Genomic DNA, 13,714 nt, shown 5'->3' with positions numbered 1-13,714 from the left:
CAAGTACGTGCTGGGCGGGAAGGCATGACCCGGCCCGCCCGGACTCGCCCGGCTCGGACCCGCCGTCCTCGCGTCACCACGCTGCCGCAGTTGATGGCCACCGCGGTGGAGGCCGATCCCACCGGCACCGCACTGGTCTTCGCCGACGCCACCACCACGATCGCCGAGATCGGTTACGCCGAACTGGATGAGCGATCCACCCGCCTGGCCCGATTGCTGATCGCGCGCGGGCTCGGTCCCGAGGATCTGGTCGCGGTCGGAATTCCGCGCTCGGTCGAATCGGTGCTGGCGGTATGGGCGATCGCCAAGACCGGCGCCGGTTTCGTCCCCGTGGATCCCAACTATCCCGCCGACCGGGTCGACCACATGGTCACCGATTCCGGTGCGAAACTGGGGCTCACCGTCGCGCAGGTGCGCGACGGCCTCCCGGATTCGGTGGAATGGCTCACCATCGACACCGCCGACTTCGCGACCGCGCTCGCCGAATTCCCGGGCGATCCGGTCACCTACGCCGATCGCCTGCGCCCGTTGCGCGCCGAACATCCCGGCTACGTGATCTACACCTCCGGTTCGACGGGCAAACCCAAGGGTGTGGTCGTCACCCAGGCCGGACTGTCGAGCTTCTGCGACGAACAGCGCGAGCGCTACCGGGTCGGAAGCGATTCGCGCACGTTGCATTTCGCCTCCCCGTCCTTCGACGCCTCGGTACTCGAGCTGCTGCTGGCACTGGGCGGTGCGGCGACGATGGTGGTGGCCGCGCCGACGGTGCTCGGTGGTGACGAACTGGCGAATCTGCTGCGCCGCGAAGGGGTTACCCATGCCTTCGTGACCCCGGCGGCGCTGGCCTCGGTGGATCCGGCCGGGCTGGACGAGTTGCGGGTGGTCGTGGCCGGTGGCGAGGCCTGTCCGGCGGAGCTGGTGCGCCGCTGGGTACTTCCGCTCGGCGACGGTGAGACCCGCGAGTTCTTCAACGGCTACGGCCCCACCGAGACCACCATCATGACCAATATCAGTGCGCCGCTGGTGCCGGGGGAGACGGTCACCATCGGCGGCCCGATCCGCGCGATCACCGAATATGTGCTCGACGAACACCTCGCCCAGGTGCCCCGCGGCGCCGTGGGTGAGCTGTACATCAAGGGTGCGCAGGTGGCGCGCGGTTACCATCGGCGCCCCGGTTTGACCGCCGCCCGGTTCGTCGCGAATCCGTTCGAGGCCGACGGCTCCCGCCTGTACCGCACGGGTGATCTGGTCCGCTGGACCGCCGCCGGTGAGCTGGAATATGTGGGGCGCAACGATTTCCAGGTCAAGATCCGCGGGTTCCGGATCGAGCTCGGTGAGATCGACGCGGTGCTGGCCGGGCACGACACGGTCGATTTCGCGGTCACGGTCGGGCACGAATTGCCCAGCGGCGCCACGATTCTGGTTTCCTACGTGCACGCGGCGCCGGGGCAGGCGGCCGATCCCGACACCCTGATCGAATACGCCGGGCACAGTCTGCCGGCGCATATGGTGCCGACGACGCTCATGCTGCTCGACGAGATCCCGCTGACGCCGGTGGGCAAGCTCGATCGGGCGGCCCTGCCCGAACCGGTGCTGGCCGCACGGGAATTCCGGGCGCCCGCGAACGCGCTCGAGGAGATGGTCGCGACGGTCTTCACCGACCTGCTCGACCCGGGCACGGAGGTGGGCGCCGACGACGACTTCTTCGAACTGGGCGGCAATTCGCTGATCGCCACCCGGGTGGCGGCCCGGCTGGGCGCGGCCATTTCGGCGCGCGTCCCGGCGCGGCTGCTGTTCGAGGCGCCGACGGTCGCGGACCTGGCGCTCCGGCTCGAGCCGCTCAAGGGGGAGGGCGGACGGCTGCCGCTGGCGCCGATGCCGCGCCCCGACCGGATCCCGCTGTCGCTGGCGCAGCAGCGGATGTGGTTCCTCAACCAGTTCGATCCGGACTCGGCCGCCAACAACATTCCCTTCGCGTTCCGGCTCAGCGGCGCTCTGAACGTGGCCGCCCTGCAGGCCGCGGTCGGCGATGTCATCGAGCGCCACGAATCGCTGCGCACGGTCTATCCGGCCACCGACGGCACCGGCCATCAGGTCGTGGTGCCCGCGGCGGAGGCGATTCCGGATATGACACCGCAGCCGGTGGCCGAGTCCGATCTCGAGGGCTGGCTGGCCGCCGAACTGCTCACCGGATTCGATGTCGCGGTGCAGGTTCCGCTGCGGGTCGCGATCGCCCAGGTGGGTCCCACCGACCATGTCGTCGCGGTCGTCGTCCATCACATCGCGGCCGACGGCGCCTCGATCGCGCCGTTCATGCGCGACCTGGTCTCGGCGTTCCTGGCTCGCCGCAACCACGCGCGGCCACGCTGGACTCCGCTGACCGTGCAGTACGCCGACTACGCGCTGTGGCAGCGCCAGGTACTGGGCGACGAGAGCGATCCGGATTCGATCGCCGCGGGGCAGATCGAGTACTGGCGCACTGCGCTGGCGGGCAGCGCCGACCGTCTCGATCTGCCGTTCGACCGGCCGCGGCCGCCGGTCGCCTCCGGCGCCGGTGCGCAGTACACCTTCGAACTGGACGCGAATACGCACGCCGCGCTCGAGGAACTCGCGCAGCGGACCGGGACCTCGCTGTTCATGGTGGTACACGCGGCCTTCGCCGTCCTGCTGGCGCGGCTGAGCGGTACCGACGACATCGTCATCGGCACCCCGGTCGCCGGGCGTGGCGAGGCCGAACTCGACGCGTTGGTCGGCATGTTCGTCAATACGCTGGCGCTGCGCACATCCGTGGACGCCGCGGACAGCTTCGATCAGCTGCTGGCCGCGGTGAAACAGACGGATCTGGGCGCGTTCTCGCATGCCGAATTGCCGTTCGAGCGCCTGGTCGAGGTGCTGGATCCGGTCCGCTCGCAGGCCCACCACCCGCTGTTCCAGGTGGCGCTGTTCTTCCAGAACATGGAGACCCCGCGGCTGCGGCTGCCCGGCCTGTCCGTCGACGCGGTCGAATTCGACGGCGCCATCGCGAAATTCGACCTCCAGCTGACCGTGGTGCCGCGTCAGGAGGCGGATGCGCCGGCCGGACTGTCGGCGATGTTCACCTACGCGGTGGAGTTGTTCGACGAGGCGACCGTGGCCGGTTTCGCCGATCGGCTGGTCCGCATCCTGGATACGGCGGGCGCGGATTCCACCCGGCCCGTCGGCGAGATCGAGCTGCTGGATCCCGCCGAACTCACCCGGATCCTGCACGCCTGGAACGACACCGCCCACACCGTCGAGCCGGAACTACTGCTCGACGGCTATCGCCGTATCGCACAGCGCTATCCGGACGCGGTCGCGGTCCGCTACGAGGGCACCGAACTGACCTACGCGGAATTCGACGCCCAGGTCAACCAGCTGGCCCGCCTGCTGATCGCCCGCGGTGTCGGCCCGGAGGCGCTGGTGGGCTTGGCGATTCGCCGCTCGCTGGACCTGGTGGTCGGCATGTACGCGATCATCGCGGCCGGTGGCGCCTATGTGCCGCTGGATCCCGATCATCCGGTCGAACGCATCGCGCACATCCTCGAGACCGCACAACCGGTTTGCGTGGTGACCACCCGCGTCGACGCGGTCCCGGTTCCGACGAACGTTCCGCTGCTGCGCCTGGACACCATGGATCTGAGCGGATTCGACGCGTCCCCGGTACGACGTGACGAGCTGGCCGCACCACTGCGTCCCGAACATCCGGCCTACGTGATCTTCACCTCCGGTTCCACCGGGCGGCCCAAGGGTGTGGCGGTGTCGCATGCCGCGATCCACAATCAGATCGAGTGGATGCTGGCCGCCTATCCGCTGGGCAGTGACGACGTCTACCTGCAGAAGACGGCGACCACCTTCGATGTCTCGCTGTGGGGCTATTTCATGCCGCTGCGGGCGGGCGCCCGCTTGGTGCTGGCCACCCACGACGGCCATCGCGATCCGCTCTACATCGCGGAAACCATTGCGGCGCAATCGGTGACCGTGACCGACTTCGTCCCGTCGATGCTGACCGTCTTCGCCACTCAGATCGCGGCCGGCAGCTGCCCCAGCCTGGCCGACATCTTCGTCATCGGCGAGGCCCTGCCGCCGGAGACTGTCGATGCCGTGCGCGCGGTCAGTGACGCGCGCATCCACAATCTGTACGGGCCGACCGAGGCCGCGGTCTCGGTGACCTATTGGCCGGTCGAGGAGGAACGACCGAGTGTCCCGATCGGCCTGCCGCAGTGGAACTCCCAGGTCTACGTCCTGGACGGCCGGCTGCGCCCGGTCCCGCCCGGGGTGCCCGGAGAGCTGTATCTGGCCGGCGTGCAGCTGGCCCGCGGTTATGTGCGCCGCCCTGATCTGACCGCGGACCGCTTCGTGGCCGACCCCTTCGCCGAGGGTGCGCGGATGTACCGGACGGGTGATCTGGTGCGCTGGTACGACGCCGGCGGCGACGAGCGCGGCCGGCTGGATTACATCGGCCGCACCGACTTCCAGGTGAAGTTCCGTGGTCAGCGCATCGAGCTGGGCGAGATCGAGACCGCTCTGCTGGCGCTGCCCGGTGTGAGCCAGGCGGTCGCGGTGGTGCTGGGATCGGATCTGGGTGATCAATTGGTGGCCTATGCGGTCGCGGCCCCGGGGACGACTCTGGACGCGCAGCGCGTGCGCAACGGTGTGGCACAGGCACTTCCGGCCTATATGGTGCCGGCGGTCGTCACGGTTCTCGACGCGCTGCCGCTGAACGCCAGCGGCAAGCTGGATCGTAAGGCGCTGCCGGAGCCCACCTTCGGCACCCGCGAATTTCGTGCGCCGAGTACCCCGGTCGAGGAGATCGTGGCCGAGGTCTTCGGTGCGGTACTGGGCATCGAGCGGGTCGGGGCCGACGACGGCTTCTTCGCACTCGGCGGGAATTCGCTGATCGCGACTCAGGTGGTGGCCCGCCTGGGCGCCGCCATCGACAGCCGGGTACCGGTGCGCGCGCTGTTCGAATCGCCGACCGTGACCGGTCTCGCCGCGAGTGTGGATTCACAGACCCACGGTCGCCGGGGCGTCGAACTCGGTTCGATCGAGCGGCCCGAGGTGCTGCCGCTGTCGCTGGCCCAGCGGCGGATGTGGTTCCTGAACCGCTTCGATCACGCCGATGAGCGGGCCGGCGAAACCGGTTCCGCCGCCTACAATCTGCCGTTCGCGCTGCGGCTGACCGGCAGTCTGGATGTGGCGGCGCTGGGTGCCGCCCTCGACGATGTGATCGCGCGGCACGAGGTGCTGCGGACGATCTATCCCGAGACGGCCGACGGTCCGGTACAGGTGGTGCTACCTGCCGACACCCGCTTGGGGATCACACCGGAATCCACGCCGGCCAGCGTGATCACCGAGGTCGTCCACCGGCTGGCCGCGACACCGTTCGATGTCACCGGTGAGGTCCCGCTGCGGGTACGGCTGCTCGAGATCACCGATCTCGGCCCCGGTTCGCGGCGCGAGTACGTGCTCGCGGTCGTGGTCCACCACATCGCCGCCGACGCCTCGTCGATGGGCCCGCTGGTGCGCGATGTGATGACCGCCTATGCCGCCCGGACGTCGGGACAGGCTCCGGAGTGGGCCCCGCTGCCGGTGCAGTACGCCGATTTCGCGGTGTGGCAGCGCGCTGTCCTCGGCGACGAAACGAACCCCGATTCGGTGGCCGCCCAGCAGATCTCCTACTGGCAGCGGCAGCTGGCCGGACTGCCGGACATGCTGGAACTGCCGACCGATCGCCCGCGTCCGCCGGTGGCGAATCTGGCCGGCGCCCGGGTGGACGTTCGCATCGGTCCCGATATCCATGCCGGGCTGGTGGAATTGGCCCGGGCACACGGCGCCACCCTGTTCATGGTCGTGCATTCCGCGTTCGCGGTGCTGCTGGCACGCCTGTCGGGCAGCGACGACATCGCCATCGGCAGTCCGGTCGCCGGACGCGGTGAGGCCGAACTCGACGATCTGATCGGCATGTTCGTCAACACCGTGGTCTTCCGGACCCGGGTCGATCCCGGCGAGGCGTTCACCGAACTGCTGGCGCGCCAGCGCGAAACCGATCTGCAGGCCTTCGCGCACGCCGATATTCCGTTCGAGCGGCTGGTCGAAATCCTCAACCCGCCGCGGTCGACCGCTCACCACCCGATCTTCCAGGTCGGCATGTCGTTCCAGAACGTGGCCCGCACCCAATTGGAGTTGCCGGGTCTGAGCGTCGCCGGCGTCGACGCCGATCTCGACGTCTCGCAATTCGACCTGCACCTGATCGTGTCCGACAGTTACGACGAGGACGGCAGCGCGGCCGGTATCGGTGGTTTCCTGACCTACGCGACCGACCTCTTCGACGCTCCGACCGCGACCGCGATCACCGAGCGGCTGGCACTACTGCTCGCCGCGGTGGTGGCCGACGCGGCCCGGCCGGTCGGCGATATCGACATCCTGACCGCTCCGGAAGGTCGGCACCTCGCCGGTGTCGGCCGTGGTCCGGACCGGGCGATCGACAAGGCCGCGACGCTGCCGGATCTGCTGGCCCGCACGGTGGCCGCGAATCCGCAGGCGGTGGCCCTGGTCGCCGACGGGCACGAGATCGACTACGCAGAACTCGGCCGTCGCGTCGATCGTCTCGCCAGGACACTGATCTCGCTCGGTGTCGGTCCCGAGGACCGGGTGGGTCTGGCGCTGCGGCGCGGGGTGGATCTGGTGGTGGCGATGTACGCGGTCGCCCGGGCCGGCGGCGCGTATGTGCCGCTGGATCCGGATCAGCCCGCCGAACGTATCGGCTACATTCTCGACGCCGCGGCACCCGTCTGTGTGCTGACCACCTCCGACCTCGGTGAGCTGCCCTGGTCGGGTCCGGCGGAGCTCGCGGAATCCGCCGCGGTGGTGCGTGATTGGCGTGGCCGCTCGGACTCCATGCCGGCGTCGCGCTCGGCCGCCGCGAGCGCCGCGATCGTGCGCATCGACGAACTCGACGACGCCGAGGTCTCCGACGCGCCCGTCACCGACGCGGACCGCCTCGCCCCGCTGCGCTCGCAGCACACCGCCTATGTCATTTTCACCTCCGGTTCGACCGGCCGCCCCAAGGGCGTCGCCGTGTCCCATGCCGCGATCGTGAACCAACTGCTGTGGAAGCGAGTGGAATTCGGCCTCGGCGCCGACGACGCGGTACTGCTGAAGACGGCGTCCACCTTCGACCTGTCGGTATGGGAATTCTGGTCCGCCGCGGTGTCGGGCGGACGCCTGGTGATCGCCGCGCCCGACGGCCACCGGGACCCGGCGTATCTGAACGAACTCATCGAGCGCGAGCGGGTGACCACCCTGCACGTGGTGCCGTCGATGCTCGACGCACTGCTGACCGACACCGAATCCGCCGCGTCCGGAACGACTTCGCGACCGGCGGCCGGGGAGACCTCGCTGCGACGGGTGCTGGCGATCGGTGAGGCGCTGCCCGCCGCGGTGGCGCGACGGTTCGCGACGGTCCATCCCGGCGTGGCGTTGTTCAACCTGTACGGCCCGACCGAGGCCGCGGTGTCGATCACCGATCACCGGGTCTCCGATCGGGACGAGATCTCGGTGCCGATCGGCGTTCCGGTGTGGAACAGCCGGGTATACGTGCTGGATTCGCGGCTGCATCCGGTTCCGGTGGGCGTCGCGGGCGAGCTGTATCTGGCCGGTGCGCAGTTGGCGCGCGGTTACTTCGGCCGCGCGGATCTGACCGCCGACCGGTTCGTCGCCGATCCGTTCGGCAAGGGCACCCGGATGTATCGCACCGGTGACCTGGCGGCCTGGAACGCCCACGGGGAGCTGGAGTATCGGGGCCGCACCGACTTCCAGGTGAAGGTCCGCGGTTTCCGGATCGAACTGGGCGAGATCGAGGCGACCCTGCTGCGTTTGCCGCAGCTGGCGCAGGCCGTGGTCGTCGCCAAGCCCGACGGCCGCAACGGGCACCGGCTGGTGGCGTATCTGGTGTCGGCCGACCGCGAACTCGATGTGGCGCGGGTGAAGTCGGCGCTCGAGGCCGCGCTGCCGTCCTATATGGTTCCGGCCGCGTTCGTGCCGCTGGAGGCGCTGCCGCTGACCGTCAACGGCAAACTGGACCGTGCCGCACTGCCCGATCCGGTGTTGGAGGTCAAGCGGTATCGCGCTCCGGTGACGGTCGCCGAACGCGTGGTGGCCGAGGTGATCGGCGCGGTGCTCGGCATCGAGCGGGTCGGCCTGGACGACGACTTCTTCGCGCTCGGCGGTGACAGCATCGTCTCGCTGCAGGTGGTCACCCGGGCGCGCGAACGCGGTGTGAACTTCCTGCCGCGCGATGTTTTCTCGGCGCGTTCGGTCGAGGCGCTGGCGGCGCTGGCGACCGTCACACCGGTGCAGGCCGACGAGCGGTTCGGTGCCATGCCGCTGTTGCCGCCCGCACTGCGATTGCTCCGGCTCGACCCCTCCGGCTGTGCACGACGTGCGATCGCCATCGATATTCCGGCCGGTAGCGATGCCGAGGGAATCGATGCCGCGATCGCCGCACTGCTGCAACGGCATCCGATGCTGTCGGCTCGTCTCGATCGCGAGGAGAACGTCCTCGTGGTGCCCGAGGAGCCGGTCGCGGTGCCGCTGCGGCGGTTCGTACCCAGTGACGACGCCACCGAGATCGTGGTGCGGTCGCTGTCCGCGGATCTGGATGCCGAGGCCGGGCGCGCCATCGCGTTCGGACTGATCACCCCGACCGATCCGGATGAATCATCCGATGTCGCAACGAGTCTGGTAGCGGTGGCCAACGGCCTGATCGTCGACGACACGTCCTGGCGGATCGTGGTCGACGAACTGTCACACGCCTGGGCCGGTGGCCATTCGGCCCCCGCCGCCGACCATGCCGGTCCGGTCGGTGTCGGCAAGATGCTCGCCGCACTGGCCGCCGACGATGCCACCGTCGCCCAATTGAGCTGGTGGCAGGACCATCTGGCGCAGGCGCCGGCCGAGATCCCGATCGAGGACGCCGACCTGTCCGATCGCGGCCGGGTCTCACTGGTACTCACCGCCGAGGGTGCGGCCGCGGTCGACGCCGTGGCACAGGCCTATCACGCGACGATCGAGGATGTGCTGCTGACCGCGCTGGCCATGGCCGCGGAGCCGTCGACTCGCGGCATCGTGGCCGAGGCCGTGGGTCCGGTGGTGCAGCTGTCCACCGACGGCCGCACCGCCACCGGGCTCGAATCCGAGGGCACCGTGGGCGGTTTCACCGGGACCTATCCGCTGGTCGTCGGGCTCGACGGCATCGATGTCGAGCAGGCGCTGATCGGCGCCGACGCGGCCGGTGCCGCGATCGCGCAGATCAAGGAACTGGTCCGGTCCGTGCCGGAAGCCGGAGTGGGATACGGCCTGCTGCGCTATCTGAACGCCGAGACCGAGCCGGTCCTGGCCGCGATGGCGCAGGGCCGCACCGCATTCCGGTATCGCGATCTGCGTCCCGCGCGCCCGCATCCGGACACCCCGGCCGGGGATCTGCTGCTGGATATCACCGTCGACGCCGCCGAGGACGGCCTGCTGGCCCGATTCGATTACGCCGCCACCGTTTTCACCGCCGACGAGGTCAAGGAATTCGCCCAGCAGTGGGTGCGGGCGCTGGGCGGTCTCGCCGAGCACGGCACTCATCAGGGTGTGGGTGGCTTCACCGTCTCCGACTTCGGCTTGGTGGATGTGAACCAGACCGATATCGGCCGGTTGCATCGGCGGTACCCGGAGCTGGCCGATATCTGGCCGGTGACCCCGCTGCAGTCGGGCATGCTGTTCCACGCCCTGCTCGCCGAATCCTCCACCGACGTCTACCTGATGCAGTTCACGGTGTCGCTCAGCGGCGCGGTGGACGGGCGGCGCCTGCGCGAGGCGGCGCAGGCCGTGCTGAACCGGCACGACAACTTGCGGGTCGCGTTCACCGGCGACGGTGCGGGCAACCCGGTGCAGGTGGTCCTGGACCGGGTGGACGTGCCGTGGCGCGATATCGACCTCGGGCAGCTGCCGCCGGAGCGGGTGGCAGCCGAACTCGACCGGATCCGCGCACAGGACTACGCCGACCGCTTCGAGATGGGGCAGGCCCCGCTGTTGCGGTTCGCCTTGATCCGTACCGGTCGCGAGGACTACCGCCTGCTGGTGACCAGCCATCACATCCTGGTCGACGGCTGGTCCATTCCGCTGGTCATGCAGGAGGTGCTGACGGTCTACGCCCTGGGCCCGCGCTCGCGGCAGTTGCCGGCGGTGCGTTCCTACGGCGACTATCTGCGCTGGCTGGCCGCACAGGACGTCGACGCCGCCCGGACCCGGTGGCAGCGGGCCCTGGCCGGGGTGAGCGAACCGACGCCGCTGGTGCCGGCGGCTCCGGGACGTGAGATCTCCGCCGGGACAGGGGAAGCCGACTTCGCGCTGCCGGCCGCCGAGACCGCGGAGCTGGCCCGGCTGGCGGCCGCGCTGGGCGTGACCGTCAATACCGTGGTGCAGGCGGCGTGGGGTCTGCTGATCGGCCGCAGCACCGACCGCGACGATGTCGTCTTCGGTGCGACGGTCTCCGGTCGTCCGCCGGAGCTGTCCGGTGTCGAGACCATGGTGGGCCTGTTCCTCAACACCATCCCGGTCCGAGTTCGCCTGACCGCCGGCGACACCCTGACCGGACTGCTGGAACGTCTGCAGGCCGAGCAGGCCGAGTTGCTGGACTTCCACTATCTGGGCCTGAGCGAGATCCAGCGGGCTGTCGGCGTGGAGGGGTTGTTCGACACCCTCGTGGTGTTCGAATCGTTCCCGGTCGACGAGAAGGGCCTGGCCGCTCTCGGTTCGATCGACGGCATGCGGGTCGATGGCGTCGACTCGGTCACGGGCACCCACTACCCGGTGACGGTCATGGTGGTACTCGACGATCAGCTGCGGATCTCGCTGAAATACCTGCGCGAGGTCTTCGGCGAATCGGAGGCGCAGGCGCTCGCGCGGCGGTTGCGGAGCCTGATCGAACGTTTCGTCCGCACCCCGCACGCGCGGATCGCGGAGGTCGACGCCCTGCTCGCCGGCGAACCGGCGGAACTCGCCGCGCGCAATGCCACCGAGGATCGGCAGCTGCTCGACGAGGCCACCCTGCTGACGCTGTTCGACGCACAGCTGGCCCGCACCCCGCAGGCACCGGCGCTGTATTTCGGGGACACGGTGCTGACCTATCGCGACCTGGACTACCGGTCCCGGGATCTGGCCCGCGAACTGGTGCGGCGCGGTGTCGGACCGGAATCGCTGGTGGCCGTGGCGATGCGACGTTCGGTCGACCTGGTGGTGGGCATCTACGCCGTGCTGCGGGCCGGCGCCGGATACGTACCGGTGGATCCCGATCATCCCGCCGACCGCAACGAGTTCGTCCTCGCCAACACCCGGCCCAGCTGTGTGCTGACCACCGGCCGTGACGGCTTCGAGACCGCGGCGCCGGTGCCGGTGATCGATATCGCGGCGCCGTTCGCGGCAGCGGAAACCCTTGCGGTCGTGCATTTCCCGGTGGTGCACCCGGATTCGGTGGCCTATGTCATCCACACCTCGGGTTCGACGGGACGCCCGAAGGGTGTGGTGATCACCCATCGTCAGATGGCGAACCAGTTCCGCTGGGCGCAGCGGACGTATCCGCACGACACCGCCGATGTGGTGTTGCACAAGACCCCGATCACCTTCGACATCTCGACCTGGGAACTGTTCTGGCCGTTGCACACCGGTGCGGCGATCGCCATCGCCGAACCGGACGGGCATCGGGATCCGGGATATCTGTCGCGGCTGATCGAGAACCGGTCGGTCAGCACCGTGCACTTCGTGCCGTCGATGCTGGACGCCTTCCTGGATCCGGCCGCCAATCCGGCCGTGGGGCAGGGGTATCCGTCGCTCCGTCGTGTCTTCGCCGCCGGTGAGGCGCTCACGGCCGATACGGTGCGGCAGTTCCAGGCGACGTTCACCGGCACCGATCTGGTGAACTGGTACGGCCCCGCCGAGGCGACCGTGGTCACGGCCTGGCCGGTCTCCGGCGAGGTGGACCACGCGGTGCCGATCGGTACCCCGGTGGCCAACACCCGGGTGCACGTCCTGGATCGCCATCTGCGCCCGGTCCCTCCCGGCGCGCCCGGCGAGCTGTACGTGGCCGGGGTGCAGCTCGCCCGCGGCTACGTCAACGCCGCGCCGCTGACCGCGGAACGGTTCGTCGCGCACGCGGGTGGTGAACGGCTCTATCGCACCGGCGATATCGTGCGCTGGCGCGCACAGCCCGGCGGCGCGGTCGCCCTCGAGTACCTGGGCCGCAGCGATTTCCAGGTGAAATTGCGCGGTCAGCGTATCGAGCTGGGGGAGATCGAGGCGGTGCTGGCCGGGCATCCGGCGGTGCGGCACGCGGTGGTCACGCTGGTCCGGGCCGGCTCCGGCGACCGGCTGGTCGGCTACCTCGTTCCCACGGACGGTGCGGTGGACGAGGCGGAGCTGCTCGCGCACGCGCGGGAATCGCTGCCCTCCTACATGATTCCGGCCACCCTGGTGGTTCTCACGGAGCTGCCGCTCAATGCCAGCGGCAAACTCGACCGCAAGGCACTGCCGGTGCCCAAGCTGTCCGGTCGTCCCTATCGGGAACCCGCCACCGCGATCGAGCAGGCGGTGGCGGAGGTCTTCGCCGAGGTGCTCGAGGTGGGCCGGGTCGGCGCGGACGACGATTTCTTCGATCTCGGCGGAAATTCGCTGGTCGCCACCCGGGCGATCAGCCGGTTGCGGGAACTGACCGGCATCGATGTCCGGGTGCAGTGGTTCTTCGCGGGAGCCACCGTCGCCGCGATGGCCGCGCGGATCGATGCGGCGCTGGACGCGGAGCACGACTACGACCCGGCAGCCGAGGAAGCACTCGGCGTCCTGTTGCCGATCCGCGCCGAGGGCGCCGGTGAGCCGGTGTTCTGCTTCCATCCGATGTACGGATTGTCCTGGTGTTACGCGGGTTTGACGCGGTTCATCCCGGACCGCCCGATCTTCGGCCTGCAGTCTCCGGCCCTGTCCGAGGACGACTATCTGCCGCGGTCGCTGCGGGAGATGGCCGCCGGATACCTGGAGCGGATCCGGGAGGTGCAGCCGCACGGCCCGTACCGATTCCTGGGCTGGTCGCTGGGCGGTGTCCTGGCCCACGCGGTCGCGACCGCGTTGCAGGACGATGGCGAGCGGGTCGAAGCGCTGATCATGTTCGACAGTCGTGCCGAGATGGATATCGCGCATTTCCGCAGCACCATGCGCGAGGCGCTGGCGGAGATCGGGATCGGCGCCGAGGGCCTGATCGGCGAGGGCGACAGCGATATCCGCGATCTGAACGAGGATGCGGTGCAGCAGCTGTGCGACGCGTTCGGACCGGATATGGGCGCACTGACTCCGCAACGGGTGCACCGGATCTACCGCAGCGCGGTACAGTCCGCGGAGTTGACCACCGAGCATCGGCCGGGGGTCTTCCGCGGCCGGATCGACTACTTCACCGCGTCCGACAACGCCACCGATGTCGGTGACTGGCGCAAGTACGTCGACGGCGACGTGGTCGAGTATCGGGTCGAAGCCGAACACAGTCTGATGATGTCGCCGGAGGGACTGTCGGAGGTGGGCCCGCGGCTGGCAAAGTTGCTCGGGCGGCGGGGCGGTCCCGGCGCGCGAGAGGCGGGTCCGGCATGATAGTGCGGCGCGGACGTAACGG

Annotated in this window: 1 protein-coding gene; it reads left to right on the top strand. The window is 69.5% G+C overall.

The genetic code is table 11. The features are described 5' to 3' along the window. Positions 1-24: 24 nt before the first annotated feature. The gene (locus LKD76_RS27970) at positions 25-13,692 is read left to right on the top strand and encodes a non-ribosomal peptide synthetase (RefSeq protein ID WP_227984381.1); all 13,668 of its coding nucleotides are present in this window, start codon (positions 25-27) and stop codon (positions 13,690-13,692) included. The last annotated feature ends 22 nt before the right edge of the window (positions 13,693-13,714 follow it).

The organism is Nocardia spumae, from assembly GCF_020733635.1.
In the GTDB taxonomy this organism is placed as follows: Bacteria; Actinomycetota; Actinomycetes; order Mycobacteriales; family Mycobacteriaceae; genus Nocardia; species Nocardia spumae.
Note: the sequence above shows the minus strand (reverse complement) of the source record. Positions and strands in the feature narration are given on the sequence as shown.

Coding starts and splice junctions, on each gene's coding strand:
- LKD76_RS27970 (WP_227984381.1), top strand. CDS start 25: ATGACCCGGCCCGCCCGGACTCGCCCGGCTCGGACCCGCCGTCCTCGC.